The sequence below is a fragment of the Desulfoluna sp. CYM3A genome, from assembly GCF_056829965.1.
Genome location: NZ_CP186556.1, coordinates 3,677,840 through 3,693,545 on the forward strand (window position 1 = coordinate 3,677,840; position 15,706 = coordinate 3,693,545).

Consider the following 15,706-nt stretch of genomic DNA (forward strand, 5'->3'; position numbering starts at 1 on the left):
TTTAATAAGTTTGACAAACAGGTCTTGTGAACGTATCGGGCATGTAATCGAAACGTTTTTGCGGAGCTTTTGTAAAAAAACAACCCGCCGTAAGCACCTGAACAGTTAAAAAGGCGCATCCGAATGGAATGCGCCTTCATGGTTTACTGTGCCGCCAGCCCGTGATAAGCCCAACCCAGCAGTCAGAATGTGTGGGTGGATCAGCTCTCTTTTTTTGGAGCCTGTCCCCCTTGATGTACCACCAGTCCGGAGAGTCCCATGTCCCTTCAAGGCATTGTCCATATCGCCCAACAGACCATGCAACGTTTTCTCAGCCCCGGCGACATCACTGTGGACGCCACAGTGGGAGCGGGTTACGACACCGGTTTCCTTGCCCGCTCCGTGGGTCCAAAGGGCCGTGTTTACGGCTTTGACGTCCAGCAAGAAGCCCTGGGCAGAGCAACGGAAAACCTCACCAAAGCCGACCTCATGGACAGGGTCACCCTCTTCCACGCCGGACACGAGACCATGGCAGACCTCCTTCCCGCCGACACCCACGGCATGATCAAGGCCGTAAGCTTCAACCTGGGCTACCTGCCGGCAAGCGACTCCCCCGTCACCACCCAGGTCGAGACCTCCCTTACCGCCATCCGCACCGCCATGGACCTTCTCCACAGGCGGGGCGTCATCTCCATAGCCATCTACGGAGGACACCCCCAGGGACAGGTTGAACAGAAAGAGCTCAAAGCCTGGGCCGCAGCCGTCCCCTACGACGAATTCCGCATCGCCTCCTACGAATTCACCAACAAAGAGCGAAACCAGGAGACCCTTCTCCTCATGGAGCGGGCAAAGCCAAAGGGGTAAATGCCCGCCCACATATAAAAAACGCCGGGCTCGCGAAAGCGTAGGCTGCGGCTCCCGCACAACAAAACGTTACGCGAGGCCAACGGCTCTGGCCGCAGCCCACATCATCCCGAACGGCCTTAACCAATCCACTTTTTTGGGGAGTTGACGGTGCGCACGGCGCACCCTACGAGGCATCGGCCTTTTGCCGCCATGGCATGAAAACGATTTCCACGGCCTTCCCAACACCGCCCGGACGGCGAAGCGTAGGGTGCGGCCCCCGCACCGCAAACGTTACGCGAGGCCAACGGCTTCGGCCGCAGCCCACACCATCCCGAGCGAGCACAACCAATCCACTTTTTAGAGAAGTTAACGGTACACACGGCGCACCCTTCGAGGCATCGGCCTTTTGCTGCCATGGCATGAAAACGATTTCCACGGCCTTCCCAACACCGCCCGGCCGGCGAAGCGTAGGGTGCGGCCCCCGCACCGCAAACGTTACGCGAGGCCAACGGCTTTGGCCGCAGCCAACATCATCCCGAACGGCCTTAACCAATCCACTTTTTTGGGGAGTTGACGGTGCGCACGGCGCACCCTACGAGGCATCGGCCTTTTGCCGCCATGGCATGAAAACGATTTCCACGGCCTTCCCAACACCGCCCGGACGGCGAAGCGTAGGGGTCAGATCCGCACCGCAAACGTTACGCGAGGCCAACGGCTTCGGCCGCAGCCCACACCATCCCGAGCGAGCACAACCAATCCACTTTTTAGAGAAGTTAACGGTACACACGGCGCACCCTGCGAGGCATCGGCCTTTTGCCGCCATGGCATGAAAACGATTTCCACAGCCTTCCCAACACCGCCCGGCCGGCGAAGCGTAGGGTGCGGCCCCCGCACCGCAAACGTTACGCGAGGCCAACGGCTTCGGCCGCAGCCCACACCATCCCGAGCGAGCACAACCAATCCACTTTTTAGAGAAGTTAACGGTACACACGGCGCGCCCTGCGAGGCAACACCCATGATGTTTATGGATGAAGAACCAGGCAACCGGGGACCCTCGCCCTCCCGGCTCTCCACATGGATCTCGCCGTGGTGGGCGGCCACAATGCCCCTGACCAGGCTGAGCCCAAGGCCCAGGCCTTTTTCCGAACGGCTTCTGTCTCCGCGGAAGAGGCGGTCCCAGATCCGGGGGATGTCTTCGGGGGGGATGCCGGGTCCGGCGTCGAGGATGTCGATGCGCACGGTATCGGCATCCCTTCGGGCGGTGATGCCAACGCTCTTGCCTTCGGGGGTGAACTTGACGGCGTTATCGAGAATGTTGGCAAGGGCCTGGCTCAGGCGGTGGGGGTCCACAGAGGCCACAAGCCCCTGTTCGATGGTGGCGTCGATTTCTACAGCCTTTTCTTCGGCCACGAACCGGTACATCTCCACGATGGTCTCGATAAGCTCGGTGAGATCGGTTTCACGGGGAGTGATGCGAAGCATGCCAGTCTCGGCTTCGGAGACGTCCATGAGGGTGGTGAGAAGACTCAGGATACGGTCGGACTCTTCGATGCCCTTTTCAAGGGCCTGACGGAGAAGCTCGGGGTCATCCCCTTCCCGCAAGGCCATTTCCGAGCATCCGCAGGCGCGACCATCAGGACCTGAGATCATGGGCCACGTCGTCCAGGGAGTTCTCCATGCGGATGATAAGCCCGTGGATGCTGTCCAGCATGCTGTTGAAGAGCCCGGCCAGCTCGTCGAGTTCGTCACCGGTGCGGGTACGCGGGACCCGGGCTTCCATGGTCCCGGCGTCAATGGATCGGACCGTTTTGATGATATCGCGGATGGGCCGAAGGGTCCGGCGTGAAAGAAAGAGTCCGCCACCGAGCCCCAGGGCAAAAAGGGGAATCATCACCACAAGAAAGATTCGGCGGAACTGGCTGAGGATCTCCTGACGGCGCTGACTGCTCATGCCCACCTGCACGCGGTTACCGCGCTTGGTCAAGGGGCCGGAGAGCACGTCCAGCACGTAGGTTCCTTTTCGGCAGGAGAGGGTCTGCCAGCCCTGGCAATCACGGCAGCCGTGGGAAAGAAGGGTGAGGTCGAAATCTTCCCAGCTGCCCTGGGAGAAGATATGCCGGGTGTGGTTGTCCCGATCCGCCACCCGGATAAACAGGGGACGCGACCTGCGCTCGCTTCCGAGCTGGTCCACGTACCGGTTGAGGGCGGAGACGCCGCCGATGTCGTAGAGGGTCTGCACCTCCCGGAGCTCCAGGCGGATCTCCTCGTAATCCTGGGACCTGAGGGTGGCCCCGAGAAAGAGGTAAGCCAGGATAAACATCAAAGCCGAGCTTCCGATAAAGATCGCCGAATACCAGGCCCCCACGCGGAACCCCAGGGTACGGGTGATGTTACGCAGGCGCTTTAAGGACATAGCCCACCCCTCGGATGGTGTGGATCATCTTGGCGTCAAAGGCTTTGTCCACTTTGTTTCTCAAGCGGCAGACCAGCACATCCACCACATTGGTCTGGGGATCGAAGTGGAGGTCCCACACATGCTCCAAGATCATGGTTTTGGAGACGGGCCTCTCAGCGTTTCGCATGAGGTATTCCAGAAGAGAGAACTCCCTGGGCTGAAGCTCCATCAGCCCCGCCCACCGCCCGTTCCAACAGGTCCATGAACAGGTCCCCCACGGTGAGGGTGGAGGCCTCGGCCACCCCTCCGGAACGCCGGATCAGGGCCTGGATCCGCACCAAAAGCTCTGAAAAGGCAAAAGGCTTGACCATGTAGTCGTCCCCGCCGCGTCGGACGCCCCTTCCCGCACCCGGTCGTCCATGCAAATGCTTGCCTGAAGATGAGCACCGGGGTGTTGACCCGCTTTTCCCGCATTGCCTCGATGATCTCCAGGCCGTTGCATCCGGGCAGCATGATGTCGATGACAGCCGCATCGTAAGACTCCTCCAGGGCAAGTACCAGGCCGTCGTCCCCCCGGTGGGCCGTGTCCACGGCAAAGCCCTCCTGCCTGAATCCCTTGGCGATAAAGCCTGCAATCTCTTTGTCATCTTCAATGATGAGTATCCGCATGTACATCCCCGACGTGAGGTTATCTAAAAAAGGCCTTCTTTACTGCGTACCCTAAAAAAGCCCCCTTCCCCTGTCAACGGGGCGGGGGTTCCTTTCAGCATTGTAATGTCCCGGAAAGGTTTCGGCAACACGACTTCGCTATGGTACGAACGCGGTCGAGACGGAACACGGCTAACGCGATGGAATTGACACATTCAAGAACATCATACTCAGGTGACGCATCAACACAGGTATCCGTTCCGTCTCGGTCGTACCACCTTACTGACACCCGTATCCCGGACCCAAAAAACAGGAACGTATCCCATGACGGATAAACTTGACAGACCAGAAGGCAAGGTCGTCACCCGCACCTCGCCTCTTCTTCTCATTCTGGCCCTTGCCATCGGTTTTTTCGCCGGGGTCGCCTTATCGGCCTGGAAAATGAAAGACCCGGGTTACGCCACCACAGCGCCCCAGGGCAACGCCAAGCTGGCAAAGATGGCCGAGGCTTTAGAGCAACAGCTTGCCGAGAACCCGGACAACGCAGACCTGCTTATCCGCCTGGGCAACACCTACTTTGACACGGACCAGTACGCCAAGTCCATCGACGCGTACAACCGCGCCCTTACCCTTACCCCGGGCAATCCCCACGTCCTCACCGACCTGGGCATCATGTACCGAAGGAACAAACAGCCGGAAAAAGCTGTTCAGTCCTTTGACGCCGCCATTGCCGCGGACAAAACCCTTGAAAACGCCTACCTCAACAAAGGAATCGTCCTGGTCTACGACCTGAACAGGCGCGACGAGGCCATCGCCACCTGGGAAGCCTTGCGCGAAATCAACCCCCTGGCCATGGCGGGCAACCAGTCCATTGATGAACTCATCGCCCACTTTAAAGAGGGCCACGACCAAAAAGGGACAAACTGATGCGCGCACCCCAGAGCATCCTCACGTCGGTGACGGATCATTTCAAATCGGTACGACTGACCGTGGCCCTGCTGCTCGTGCTGGCGGCCACCTCGGTCCTGGGCACCCTGATTCCCCAGAACAAACACGCCGCCGACTACATCCAGGCCTTTGGAGAACCCCTCTACCGGATTTTTCACATCCTGGATTTGACGGACATGTATGGTTCCTGGTGGTTTGTCCTGCTTATTATCCTTTTGACCTTAAATATTCTGGTCTGCACCGTAACCCGGTTCCGGACCACGATAAAACTCTCCTTCGGCAAAGGATTCAAAGGCTTTTCCTCTCTTCCGGCCCTGGCCGAAGGCACAAGCCCCAAATCCCCCGAGGCCCTGGAAGAAACCGTCCAAACGGCCCTCTCCACCCGGTTTGCAAGCACCCGGAAGGTCACCCTCCCAAATGGGGTTGCCATTGACGCGGAAAAGGGCCGCTGGACCCGCATAGGGGCAGACGTGGTCCACGCGGGCATCCTTGTGCTGCTGGCCGGGGCCCTTGTGGGCAGCCTCTTCGGATTTGACGGAGCGGTCAACGTACCCGAAGGCGAAAGCGTTGATTCCATCATCCTCAGAAACAGCAGCGAAAAAAAGCCCCTGGGCTTTTCCGTACGCTGCAACAATTTCAGCATCAGCCATTACGACACGGGCAGCGTCAAGGAGTACCGGTCCAGCCTCACGGTTCTTGAAGATGACAAGGAGGTCCTCACACGGGACATCATCGTCAACAACCCCCTTACCCACAACGGGGTGACCTTCTACCAGTCCAGCTACGGCACCATGGGGGCCAAGGACTTCTCCTTTGCTTTTATGGAAAAAGCCACCGGTCAAACCGTGACCAAGGCGGTGGACATCGGAGAGACCGTCACCTTTGCCCCAGGCAAGACCTTCACCTTCGACCGCTACGCATCCAACCACGCGTTCAACGGCAGGTCCGTGGGTGAGGCCGCCATCGGCACCCTCACAGACAACGGCTCAAAAACAGAGGTGGTTCTCCTCTCCCGCTTCTCCAATTTCGACAAAATGCGCAAGGGCGACTGGATCCTCTCCATCGCAGACCATGAGCACGCCTACTACACCGGGCTTCAGGTAACCTACGACCCCGGCGTGGGTCTGGTCTACACCGGTTTTATCCTCATGATTGCAGGCTGCTTCGTGGCCTTTTTCACGGGCCATAAAAAAATCCGCGTCACCCTTACCCCGGCGGCCCTGGGCAGCACCGTCACCGTCTCGGGGGCAGCCCCGAAAAACAAGGTGTGGGCCACACGCTACGCCTGGCAGCTTCTGAACAGACTGGGTTAACACGATTAAGATCACCCCTTGCCTTGGCGCATGGGGTGATCATGTATGACACTTAACAGATTCGGAGAACAGAGATGACAAGCTCCCTGCTCATATCCATCGCAACCTTTGTCTACGGCCTGTCCGGCCTCCTCTACTTTTGTGCGTGGATTTTCAAGTCAACCCGGCTGAACCTGCCTGCCACGGCCACGGCAGCCGTGGGCCTTGGGATCAACACGGCGGGATTCCTGCTGCGGTGGTCCGAGTCCTATGCCCTGGGCATCGGGCGCATTCCGCTATCCAACCTCTATGAGTCCCTTGTCTTTTACGGCCTGGCCATCGCCGCCCTCTACCTGGTGCTGGAACGGCTCATGAACATCCGCATCGCAGGCGGTTTTGCCCTCACCTTCTCCTTTCTGGCCCTGGCCTACGCCTCCCTCTCCCCCAGCGTGGGATCCCAGATCCGCCCCCTGATGCCCGCCCTGAAGAGCAACTGGCTCAGCGCCCACGTCATGACCTGCTTTGTGGGCTATGCCGCCTTTGCCCTCTCCTTTGCCCTGAGCCTTCTCTTCCTATTCCGCCCCGACGCGGCCCGGTCCGAGGAGGCTTCCTTCGACATCGACGAGGCCTCCCACCAGATGATCCTCCTGGGCTTTCTCTTCCTGTCCATCGGCATCATCACCGGCGCGGTATGGGCCAACTCCGCCTGGGGCCGTTACTGGGGCTGGGACCCCAAGGAGACCTGGTCCCTCATCACCTGGTTCATCTACGCCTCCCTCATCCATGTGCGCCTGGTCCGCGGCTGGAGCGGCAAGAAAACAGCCGTCCTCTCCATCATCGGGTTTGCCGCCGTCATGTTCACCTACTTCGGTGTGAACCTGCTTCCCGGCTTGCACAGCTACGGAGCCTAACAGTTTCGGGAATGCTTCGAGCCCTCGTTCCTCGGGCTCGAAGCATTCCCTTACGGGCTTTGCCCGTGAGACTCCACCCTGGATTCCCATTGCCATACGCGCACTCGATCTAACCGAAATCGCGAAGCCCGGGATTCGGCTCCCGTACCAAAATAACGTTACGCGTGGCTACCGACTTTCGATGCTACCTCTGCCAAACCGAAGGCTCTTAAACACCAAATTTTTAAAAACACTAGAACATGTAAAAACAGAAATATTGGAGACAGGCTCTTTTTATGGAGTATGGAGAGGGTATACAGGGGTAAAGAGACGCCTTGCCTCCGGCAAGGCAGCCGGAGACAAGCTTGAGCTCGATGGTCACCACAAGCCCTTTATTTTTTCGCGCCCACAGTCGACGTACCGTATGTGTTTATTCGTTGTATCCGATGGGATGGGCCAAAAAGAAATTGGTTTTTTCTGAGGACTCAAGTTTTTCTTTTAAAAAAACCTGATCAAACCAGCCCAATGCGACCGTATTGAGGTTGTTGGCAGCAGCGTAAAGATAAATACTTTGGGATGCATAAGCAATCTGCATCCCGGAATACAGTGTGACTCCCCCGCCGTCGGTTAAAACAGCCTCCGTCATTTGGCTCAAGTCAGAGTCATCAAGGCCTAACAAGAGGATAACAGGTGCTTTTTTCGCAAAGTTCTGGTCTGGTATGCGACTTCTGATGTCCTCATCAATCACCTCATTCAGGATGTTCTTTTTCGGGTCAAATAAATAGACGCCACGTTCCATGGCGAAATACAAAAGAAGGTTATCCCAAAGTAACGGAACCGTCCTTTTTCCGTCTTCTCTGTTGATACCGCATGCGATCCAAGCAATATCTGAAATGGTTTGCAACGGGATCGCCTTCTCGGAAAAGCCCCTTGTGGACCGCCTGTTTTTGAAGGCAGTCATGAGCGATTTTTCACTACTCAAATCGGGGGGTAAAAGCTGAATTTGTCTTTTTATATCTGTGATACGCATTGTTTTTTTACCAGTCAGGCCCTGTTTACCTAATACCTAAACAGGGCCTTTCTCCAGGTGACCCCGGCACATAGATACGTTTAAAAACATGATGAGGAACTGACAGCTGTCTTGCCTTGAAACAGTTGCACCACAATCATGTGCCTACCCGCCGGGTTAAGAAAAAATCAGCTGTGCTTTTTGAAAAACTCGACCATTTTGTCAACAGCCCGCTGAACATCTTTGTCAATATCATAGAGGCTTACATGACTTGCGCCTTTGACCTCATACAACGCTTTGGGTTCACTGACATTTCGAAAACCGTTAAAAGGGGCGGCGTTTTCCTGATTGCTTTTTCCGTAAATCCCGATATAAGGGGTATAAAGGTAAGGAGCAAGTGCCGTTGCGCTTGTAAGGGGGGCGCTCTCCAGTAAATTCGCGAGGCTTTTGTGGGTATAGTTCGGGTAGGTTTCGGCACCGGCCCTTTTTGTCATGTAATAGTCATACCCTTCATACATGGCTGACTCTTTACCGAGGTTTTCAAGGCCAAGGGACTCCAGGCCCAAGATATCGGCGTATTCAACCTCACCTGTTTCATACATTCGCTGCCTTGCAGCATTTGCATGCTTGAAAATGGGCAGTATTTGCTCTTTTGTCATCACGCCGAAGTAACTCATGGTGTTGTCCATCATGCCGCTAATCGATGCAATGGCCTTGAGGCGCTTATCGGTCGTTGCAACAATGGCCATGTATCCGCCTCCGGCGCAAACACCAAGGCCATATAAATTTTCACGGTCGACAAAAGGTAGGGTTCCAAGGTAGCTGATACCGTCTCGAACGCCTTCCATTTTCCATGCAGCATTCTCATAGTTTCTAATCTCACCCTCGCTGTCACCATAACCCAGGTTGTCAAAAACAAGGGTTATGTATCCCTTGTTGGGCCGACTTCTTCCGTCTGCGAAACCGTCTGCTCCTTAATCTGGTTGAAGGGGCCTGTAAAAATCACGGTTGGGTATTTTTTGGTTTCGTCAAAATGTTCAGGTGCGAATATAAGCCCAGCAAGGGTGTGTCCCTGGCTTTTGAATGTAACATTATTTATTCCAGCATGGATTGCGTGTTTCATTTGGGAACCTCGTTTGTAGGTTTGTTTGTCTTTTGCCAACACATATGAAGGGGTGAAAAGCAGGAACCACAAGATAAATAGTGTTGATCTTTTTCTTCAAATAGATTGGTTAGCGGTAAAATTTGATGTTTGATTTGAATAATAACGACATGTGATGTGGATTCATATATGATTCATCTGTATTGTTTGCACAAAACTCCAAAATATAAAATTTATCTATTTTCAAAACGGCGTGGCGATTTTATCATTGGATAGAAGGTGATGGTGATGGACTTAAAATCAATCGTATCCGAACTGTCTCCAAATGAGGGGCTGACCAAGACGGGGATCGATGGACTTGAACTTTTTCGTATGGAGAAACCCTCCGGAAGAACGGCCTCAGTCTCTATTCCTGCGATCTGTTTCATCGTTCAGGGAAGCAAAAGCTTGTTCATAGGTAAAAAAGACATTGTCTATGACGAAAATAATTATTTGATTGGAACGGCAAAAATCCCGCTTGAATCGGAGCTGATTGCCGCATCCCCTGAAAGGCCCTATTTCGGTGTAATCATACATATCGACCAAATCATTATAAACGACCTGCTCCTGGAGATGGATGAATTCAGCCTCTGGCCGGAACACAATAAAACGGACCTGATCATTACCTCTTCAGCTTTAGACAATGATGTTAAAGAAAGCCTTGCAAGGCTGCTCAACATTGTTGGCGACCCTGAAAAAACAAAGGTCCTTGGAAGGGGGTTACTCAGGGAGGTCTATTACATTCTTAAGGGAGAGCGCGGCTATTTGCTTCGAAACAGTGCTTTAATAATTACAGGCGCATGGAATTTCTTGGATTTACAATAGATTTATCCCAAGAGAGCCACTTTAAGGAACCGATAGAGCATAAAACAGATCGCAACGTATGCAGGAATGAGCACTTCTGGACTCCATGAGCAATTTAAGAGAGCCACGTCATTATCACCTATGCAGTTTATAAAAAAAATAAGGTTGCATAATGCCCATGGCCTGCTTCTTGAAGGGAAAAGCGCGAGTGACGCAGCTTTTGATTCAGGGTATGGGAGCCAGTCGCAATTCAGCAGAGAATTTAAAAGGCTGTTTGGGATAAATAAAGAAAATGAACTGAAAAAAACGGTTTGAGTAGTAAGAGGTCATCCCTTTTCAACTCTGGGGATGGCAGGAAGTATTCGAAATTTAACGTCACTCTACATCCCATCACAATTCATTGGTAGGGGGTGATAGTGAGTGCTGGTATGAATAGTGGAGACGATTGTGGCAACAGGCTCTTTTGATCCCCCGGGCACCATGAAAATGCTGGAAGCACATAGAAAAAGAACCTGTCCCCTCTGTTCTTTATTTTACATGATAAACCTTCCGACCCTTTCCTGAAGATCCTTGGAAATAATTTCAAGTTCCATGGAACTTTTCTTTACCGTGTCCCCTGTGCCCATGATTTTTTCAGCGTCATTATCCAAGAGCTTAAGTTCCTGATCAATGTCTGAAAGGTTCATGGAACTCTTGGTCAATTCAGAGTTGATGCTTTTCAAGCTTGACGCCGATTCAACAATATTTGAGGAGATTTCAGAGATTGTAAGAGACTGCTCTTCAACCGCGGCAGCTATATCGGATACCGCATCGTTTGAAGCTTTTATTGTTGAGAATGTGGCAGATATGTTCTCGACAAGAGAAGAGGATGTCGATTGGATGGATTCAATCTTAAACTTGATGCTCTTTGCAGCATCTGAAGTCTCATTGGAAAGCTCCTTGATCTCATTGGCAACAACGGCAAAGCCTTTCCCCGCCTCTCCGGCCCTTGCGGCTTCGATTGTCGCATTGAGGGCAAGAAGGTTCACCTGTTGAGCGATATCGGTTATAAGGCTTGTAACTTGGTCAATATCTTGCACCTCACCGCTTAAAGACTTTATTTTTTGAGATGAAAATTCAACTTCATTCAAGGCTCTGGTTGTAATTTCGTCCGCACTTCCAGAGTTTTTCGCAATCCCTTCGATTGTTGAGGTTATCTGCTCAGAAGCCGTTGCGATCATGTGAGAGTTGGCAGATGACTTGTCCATCTCACTGACTGCGTTTTGAATATCACTGTTCATGGTTGAAACAGAATCAGTGACGCGTTTTGTTTTCTCAGCAGAATCGGCGGAAATTGAGGACATTTCATCTGAAATAATAGAAAGCGACTCTGATGCCCTGGTAAGGCTATCAACGTTGGTTTTGATGCCTGCTATCATCTCCTGGAGGTTATCCATAAAAATATTGAACCATTTTGCAAGCTTTTCCGCTTCGTCCCCAGTGTTTATATCCAGCCTCCTTGTCAGATCACCGTCACCTGTCGCAATCTCCTTGAGCCCCAGCACCACCGAATTTATCGGTTTAACGATGGATTTTGCAGAAAAAAGAACCAATGAGACAGAAATAACAAGCGACACCAGCAGTATGACAAAATTGGTATTTCTAAGTTTAACCGACGCAGCAAGGAACTCTTTTTTATTTTGTGTTGCGCACACCGACCACCCGTTGATTCCAACTGGTGCGACCCCTCCAATTTTCTCAACACCATTGAACACATAATCAATGGCTCCCTGTTCCTGTCGTGACATCGTTTGAAACAACGCACCCATACCATCGATATCGGAAATATCGAGGTCTAAGACATATTCCTTTTCGGGGTGTGCGAGCATGATACCGTTTGTATCAACCATAAAGCAGTACCCTGTCTTTCCAATCATGCGCCCCGAAATTTTCTCTGCGATAATGTCTGCCTTTATGACAGTCGCAAGCGCTCCTACGATAACGTTGTCTTCGTTTTTCACAGGTGCACAGGCAACAACAATGGGGCGGCCTGTCTTCTTGGATATGACTATTTGGCTGAGAACAGTCTTTCCGGTGCTCATGGCTGTCTTGAAGTATGACCGATCAGAAATATTCGACCCTTTATACTCCTTGCCGTTTTCCAGAATACCTGTGATGAGTTTTCCATGTGTATCGGCAATAAAAATACCCTGATAATTCTTCCCAATGCTTTTAAACTGTTGCCCTAAAGACGAAAACACATGCGCTATGTGAGTCGCTGAATTCTCTTCGCCATTTTTTTCAACGGAGTCTGCAAGATCTGTGACATTTTTCTGGACGGAAGGCTCCGGCTGAAACTTTTAGCGACAAGAGAATATGATTGGTGAGCTCTGCAAGATCAGAAGCTGTATTCTCGGCATTCTGGTAAGAAATTTGGCTTATGGATTTTTTTGTCTGATTATACGACAAAACATTAATCACCATAAGTGGTGTAATGACAACAAAAAGCCCTCCTATTACGAGTTTTGAAGCTATAGATTTCAAGTCAAGACTCAATTTCTCACCCCTTCACTGTATAGATTGTAGTATAAGCCAGTACCGTCCATTTCAGCCATGCCTCAGATCAGTCAAGTACATGGTGGAAAAATCTCTTTAGCCGCGACACGGTGTTAAGCAACTAATTTTCAACCTAAAAATGACATAGTTCCTTTCCTGGTATATCTTTTTAAGTTTGCTCTTTTCTCATGTTTTGGTCTTACAAGCCATGGAGATTAGACCGAAGGTGGATAGAGGGAATGGGAAAATTGAATGACGGGGGACTAGCGGGGACAGGCTCTTTTTTAGACTTCGGGCACCGGGCTGGAGCACCTGCACATGTGCCTTTTTCCTTCAAGGCTTCGCCTGTGAATATCACGTCTCTCTGGTTTTCGTCTTCCCCGGCTGTTCGAGTAAACCGAACAGACAGGAGAGAAGACACAGCCTCTCGCCATGGCACCGGCGGCATACGCGAACGACCAGAGCCATGCTGGAAGCCCGCATCTGATGTCAATTTTGTGTCTTTATATACCTGAAAGAAACCCCATGCGACCAGCCCATTCAGGCCCGTTCCTGACCCGTATGATGCCATTGATCAGGAGCGAGATTTTTTATACACATCAACACAAACGTCCAATGCTAAGAAAGGCATGTTACATGCGCTATCCTTTGCTAATCCCATGCATATGCTTGACAAACGTGTTGGTGCATTTTATATACCGCCGAATGTATTCAGGTGTTTCCTACGGGAGATGAAAAGGGAATCCGGTTGAATTCCGGAACGGGCCCGCCGCTGTAATCGGGGACGAACGCTGCCTTATGTCACTCAACATCCGTCCGGCAGGCGCGCAGCAAATCAGGATGATCCGAGAGTCAGAAGACCTGCCTGAAGGACAGCAGAACATCTAGGGTAAAAGATGGTCTGCACACCATACCGGGAAGAAATACGGTTTCCCCGCATCCATGGAGCTCAGGCCGTCTTTACGCCAGTTCGCTCCATTTTTCAGGCGTTGCGCAAATGGAAACTGTTTCACACAAAGCCTATCTTAAACTTGCCGTCCCCTTTACCCTTTCAACGGTGACCCAACCACCCTTAGGTGCTGTGAATACCGCCGTGGTGGGGCGCCTGGGCAGTCCGTCATTCATCGGCGGAGTTGCCATAGGCACCGTGGAACTCTGGAATTCTGTGGACAGACTCTTTATTTCTTCGCACCTCACTCTCGAAGTACCGTATTGGTCTTTTCGTTGTAGCCAAATAGCATGTAAAGAGAGCCTGTCCCCTGATCCCGTCCAGATCCCAGATCTATCAGATTTCCGGCGGCCAGCTCCAGCGCATCGTCATTACCAGAGCCACGGGATTAAACCCCAGCCTTGTCATCTGCGATGAATCCACCTCGGCCCTTGATGCAACCATCCAGGCCCAGATCATCACTATGTTTCAAAGGCTGAGTAAAGATTCGGATTTGCCAGCGTGTTTATTACCCATGACCTGGCCCTTGCCGAACAGCTCTGTGATACCATTCATGTCATGGCTGACGACGCCATCGTCGAAACCTTGACCAGCAGCAGTATTGCAAACGAGGCACGCCACCCGGCTACCCTGGCCATGATCAGGGCCAGCTCCGGGCTGTCCAGAGCAACCGGCATGGCCGGCAACAGTAAAATCAGGATTTGAGGAGGATACCCGAATGCACGAGAACGGATATATTGCACGGAAAATGCGGCTGCCCAAGCTGAAGACCAAACCCGCCATTGTCATTGCCGCCTTCGGAAGTACCAATCGGGCAAAAATCGCCCTTGACCTTTTCAAACAGAAACTTGCTGAAAAACACCCGGATGAAGATATTTACTGGGCCTACACATCAGAAATCATAAGGAAAAAACTCGGGCTCCCAAGCCTCCACGAAACCCTCGCCAAGGTAGAGGCCGACGGCTACCGCAAGGCCGTTGTCCAGGCCATCCATGTGTTTCCGGGGACCGAGTACCAACATCTGGCTGAAACCTGTAACTATTTCCCGGGATTGCGGGTTTTCCTTGGTGAAACCCTGCTCCACCGCTGGGACTTTGTCAAAGAGATCCTGGAGGCCGTTGAACCCGAATTTTTAAGCCCGGACGAGGGGTACAACCTGCTGGCCGTCCACGGCACCCCCCTAGCGGCCGATCCGGTAAATATCGTTTATATGGGACTTGAAAAGCTGCTGGCCGACAGGTACCCCAACGTGGGAGCGGCCTCTGTGGAAGGCCTCCCCGACCATGAAGCCGTGTTTGCCCGGATGGCTCGTGAAGATTTTGCAGGCCAATACAAGCGGGTCAAAATCATTCCCATGATGTATTTTGCCGGGCTCCATGCCGAAGAGGACCTTATGGGTGAGGAGGATAGCTGGCGCAGCGCCCTGGAAGCCCAGGGTTTTGAAGTGACATGCCCCATGGCCACAGTGGACGGCAAAGAATACTTCAAGGGCCTGGCTCACTATCCCGAGGTCAATGAAAGCTTCATGGATCGCCTGGATCGGATGCTCAAGCTGGCAGAATATTATTAATAAACAGAGCGCTTATTAAAATAAGTGAGCGATAAGGATAAGCGGCCGACAAGGGAACAGGCTTTTTATTCGGCTATGCCATAAAACCGCTTCAGACGAACAAAAAAGCACTGTCCCTGTCTCGGCTCGCCCAAAGGGTGAGAAAAACGCCCCCTTTCAAGCATGCCTTCCGAGATGACCTGAAATTTACCAGGTAAGGGACTGACTTGCCGCTTTCTTTTCCTGGTTATACATCAAGAGAAGAGTCTGGTAATTACACATCCCGATCCCGCAGTATTGGTCTATGACGTGATCCAATAATGAGGTATCCGTAACCTTCGTCAATCGCTTAAAGGATTTAAGCTCTTGATTCTCCATCATGCGCAGAGTCGAGGCATCCCCCATACCGATTGCCGAATATTCTTGTTTCACGGTTTCCTGAATATACGCAATAACTTTTTGTTTCTCTTTTTCTGAACCAGAAAACGATGCAGGGTGGCAATCAGCCGCAATGATGATGCCAAGCACTATAAAAGCAAAAATGATAAAGAGCGCTCGTTTCATAAATGTCTCCTACATAAAGACGTAGAGGAGAAGATGGTTTTGTTCAGGGGCAAGGTCCACCTGAAAAACAATTCTCTATCTCTAAGCAGGGTAAACATTAAATTCGCCGGCGAGGGCGTATTCTGATAGTTTTTCCCGCATGCTTATTTAATGACGA

At 52.2% G+C, this 15,706-nt stretch carries 17 protein-coding genes and 1 riboswitch; of the genes, 8 read left to right on the forward strand and 9 right to left on the reverse strand.

Annotated features, from left to right (window positions below; all coding sequences use genetic code 11):
• Positions 1-258: 258 nt before the first annotated feature.
• Entirely contained in the window at positions 259-843 is a 585-nt protein-coding gene (mnmM, locus tag ACOYW1_RS18740; RefSeq protein ID WP_482419262.1) for a tRNA 5-(aminomethyl)-2-thiouridylate-methyltransferase MnmM, read from the forward strand.
• Between the two features lie 660 nt (positions 844-1,503).
• On the opposite strand, the gene ACOYW1_RS18745 is transcribed toward mnmM, so the two are convergent.
• Genes ACOYW1_RS18745 through ACOYW1_RS18760 form a run of 4 tightly spaced genes read right to left on the reverse strand, consistent with a single transcriptional unit; the run spans position 1,504 to position 3,889 of the window.
• Positions 1,504-2,475, reverse strand: a complete 972-nt coding sequence (locus tag ACOYW1_RS18745; protein ID WP_482419263.1) for a sensor histidine kinase — start codon at positions 2,473-2,475, stop codon at positions 1,504-1,506.
• Positions 2,459-3,238 (reverse strand): HAMP domain-containing protein, encoded by a 780-nt coding sequence (locus ACOYW1_RS18750; RefSeq protein ID WP_482419264.1) that lies wholly within the window; start codon positions 3,236-3,238, stop codon positions 2,459-2,461. Before ACOYW1_RS18750 ends, ACOYW1_RS18745 begins: the two co-directional genes overlap by 17 nt.
• Positions 3,216-3,449 carry a winged helix-turn-helix domain-containing protein gene (locus ACOYW1_RS18755; protein ID WP_482419265.1) on the reverse strand — a complete coding sequence of 78 codons (234 nt, stop codon included), beginning with the start codon at positions 3,447-3,449 and terminating at the stop codon, positions 3,216-3,218. Before ACOYW1_RS18755 ends, ACOYW1_RS18750 begins: the two co-directional genes overlap by 23 nt.
• A complete protein-coding gene (locus tag ACOYW1_RS18760) occupies positions 3,449-3,889 on the reverse strand; it encodes a response regulator (protein WP_482419266.1) in 441 nt (146 codons plus the stop codon). Before ACOYW1_RS18760 ends, ACOYW1_RS18755 begins: the two co-directional genes overlap by 1 nt.
• Positions 3,890-4,192: 303 nt before the next feature.
• Between ACOYW1_RS18760 and ACOYW1_RS18765 the strand changes: the two genes are divergently transcribed.
• The 3 genes from ACOYW1_RS18765 (at position 4,193) to ccsA (ending at position 7,019) form a co-directional block, all read left to right on the forward strand.
• The gene (locus tag ACOYW1_RS18765; protein ID WP_482419267.1) at positions 4,193-4,795 is read left to right on the forward strand and encodes a tetratricopeptide repeat protein; all 603 of its coding nucleotides are present in this window, start codon (positions 4,193-4,195) and stop codon (positions 4,793-4,795) included.
• Positions 4,795-6,129, forward strand: coding sequence for a cytochrome c biogenesis protein ResB (locus tag ACOYW1_RS18770; RefSeq protein ID WP_482419268.1), 1,335 nt, complete (start codon positions 4,795-4,797; stop codon positions 6,127-6,129). The genes ACOYW1_RS18765 and ACOYW1_RS18770 overlap by 1 nt, the downstream gene beginning before the upstream one ends.
• A gap of 74 nt (positions 6,130-6,203) precedes the next feature.
• Complete coding sequence (gene ccsA, locus ACOYW1_RS18775) at positions 6,204-7,019, forward strand: cytochrome c biogenesis protein CcsA (RefSeq protein WP_482419269.1); 816 nt, start codon at positions 6,204-6,206, stop codon at positions 7,017-7,019.
• Positions 7,020-7,428: 409 nt separating this feature from the next.
• Here the strand turns inward: ccsA and ACOYW1_RS18780 are convergent, their stop codons facing one another.
• The 3 genes from ACOYW1_RS18780 to ACOYW1_RS18790 all read right to left on the reverse strand — a co-directional run bounded on the left by ACOYW1_RS18780 (position 7,429) and on the right by ACOYW1_RS18790 (position 9,130).
• The gene (locus tag ACOYW1_RS18780) at positions 7,429-8,028 is read right to left on the reverse strand and encodes a nitroreductase family protein (RefSeq protein ID WP_482419270.1); all 600 of its coding nucleotides are present in this window, start codon (positions 8,026-8,028) and stop codon (positions 7,429-7,431) included.
• 167 nt (positions 8,029-8,195) lie between these two features.
• Positions 8,196-8,933 carry an alpha/beta hydrolase gene (locus tag ACOYW1_RS18785; RefSeq protein WP_482423762.1) on the reverse strand — a complete coding sequence of 246 codons (738 nt, stop codon included), beginning with the start codon at positions 8,931-8,933 and terminating at the stop codon, positions 8,196-8,198.
• Entirely contained in the window at positions 8,930-9,130 is a 201-nt protein-coding gene (locus ACOYW1_RS18790; protein ID WP_482419271.1) for a hypothetical protein, read from the reverse strand. The genes ACOYW1_RS18785 and ACOYW1_RS18790 overlap by 4 nt, the downstream gene beginning before the upstream one ends.
• Before the next feature lie 261 nt (positions 9,131-9,391).
• On the opposite strand from ACOYW1_RS18790, the gene ACOYW1_RS18795 reads away from it, so the two are divergent.
• Together ACOYW1_RS18795 and ACOYW1_RS18800 are read left to right on the forward strand one after the other, a co-directional pair.
• Positions 9,392-9,973 (forward strand): AraC family transcriptional regulator, encoded by a 582-nt coding sequence (locus ACOYW1_RS18795; protein ID WP_482423763.1) that lies wholly within the window; start codon positions 9,392-9,394, stop codon positions 9,971-9,973.
• Positions 9,974-10,021: 48 nt separating this feature from the next.
• The gene (locus ACOYW1_RS18800) at positions 10,022-10,267 is read left to right on the forward strand and encodes a helix-turn-helix domain-containing protein (RefSeq protein WP_482423764.1); all 246 of its coding nucleotides are present in this window, start codon (positions 10,022-10,024) and stop codon (positions 10,265-10,267) included.
• Between the two features lie 218 nt (positions 10,268-10,485).
• Here ACOYW1_RS18800 and ACOYW1_RS18805 read toward each other — a convergent pair whose 3' ends face one another.
• Positions 10,486-12,201: a methyl-accepting chemotaxis protein gene (locus ACOYW1_RS18805; RefSeq protein ID WP_482423765.1), complete on the reverse strand. Its 1,716-nt coding sequence runs from the start codon at positions 12,199-12,201 to the stop codon at positions 10,486-10,488.
• Between the two features lie 983 nt (positions 12,202-13,184).
• A riboswitch (cobalamin riboswitch) is annotated at positions 13,185-13,370 on the forward strand.
• A 567-nt stretch (positions 13,371-13,937) separates the two neighbouring features.
• Between ACOYW1_RS18805 and ACOYW1_RS18810 the strand changes: the two genes are divergently transcribed.
• Together ACOYW1_RS18810 and ACOYW1_RS18815 are read left to right on the forward strand one after the other, a co-directional pair.
• Complete coding sequence (locus ACOYW1_RS18810) at positions 13,938-14,141, forward strand: hypothetical protein (RefSeq protein WP_482419272.1); 204 nt, start codon at positions 13,938-13,940, stop codon at positions 14,139-14,141.
• A gap of 13 nt (positions 14,142-14,154) precedes the next feature.
• Complete coding sequence (locus ACOYW1_RS18815; protein ID WP_482419273.1) at positions 14,155-15,006, forward strand: sirohydrochlorin cobaltochelatase; 852 nt, start codon at positions 14,155-14,157, stop codon at positions 15,004-15,006.
• A 186-nt stretch (positions 15,007-15,192) separates the two neighbouring features.
• Here the strand turns inward: ACOYW1_RS18815 and ACOYW1_RS18820 are convergent, their stop codons facing one another.
• The gene (locus ACOYW1_RS18820) at positions 15,193-15,549 is read right to left on the reverse strand and encodes a hypothetical protein (RefSeq protein ID WP_482419274.1); all 357 of its coding nucleotides are present in this window, start codon (positions 15,547-15,549) and stop codon (positions 15,193-15,195) included.
• Positions 15,550-15,706: the final 157 nt, after the last annotated feature.

Coding starts and splice junctions, on each gene's coding strand:
- ACOYW1_RS18760 (WP_482419266.1), bottom strand. CDS start 3,889: ATGCGGATACTCATCATTGAAGATGACAAAGAGATTGCAGGCTTTATC.
- ACOYW1_RS18745 (WP_482419263.1), bottom strand. CDS start 2,475: ATGATCTCAGGTCCTGATGGTCGCGCCTGCGGATGCTCGGAAATGGCC.
- ACOYW1_RS18780 (WP_482419270.1), bottom strand. CDS start 8,028: ATGCGTATCACAGATATAAAAAGACAAATTCAGCTTTTACCCCCCGAT.
- ACOYW1_RS18820 (WP_482419274.1), bottom strand. CDS start 15,549: ATGAAACGAGCGCTCTTTATCATTTTTGCTTTTATAGTGCTTGGCATC.
- ccsA (WP_482419269.1), top strand. CDS start 6,204: ATGACAAGCTCCCTGCTCATATCCATCGCAACCTTTGTCTACGGCCTG.
- ACOYW1_RS18790 (WP_482419271.1), bottom strand. CDS start 9,130: ATGAAACACGCAATCCATGCTGGAATAAATAATGTTACATTCAAAAGC.
- ACOYW1_RS18815 (WP_482419273.1), top strand. CDS start 14,155: ATGCACGAGAACGGATATATTGCACGGAAAATGCGGCTGCCCAAGCTG.
- ACOYW1_RS18795 (WP_482423763.1), top strand. CDS start 9,392: ATGGTGATGGACTTAAAATCAATCGTATCCGAACTGTCTCCAAATGAG.
- mnmM (WP_482419262.1), top strand. CDS start 259: ATGTCCCTTCAAGGCATTGTCCATATCGCCCAACAGACCATGCAACGT.
- ACOYW1_RS18770 (WP_482419268.1), top strand. CDS start 4,795: ATGCGCGCACCCCAGAGCATCCTCACGTCGGTGACGGATCATTTCAAA.
- ACOYW1_RS18765 (WP_482419267.1), top strand. CDS start 4,193: ATGACGGATAAACTTGACAGACCAGAAGGCAAGGTCGTCACCCGCACC.
- ACOYW1_RS18755 (WP_482419265.1), bottom strand. CDS start 3,449: ATGGAGCTTCAGCCCAGGGAGTTCTCTCTTCTGGAATACCTCATGCGA.
- ACOYW1_RS18750 (WP_482419264.1), bottom strand. CDS start 3,238: ATGTCCTTAAAGCGCCTGCGTAACATCACCCGTACCCTGGGGTTCCGC.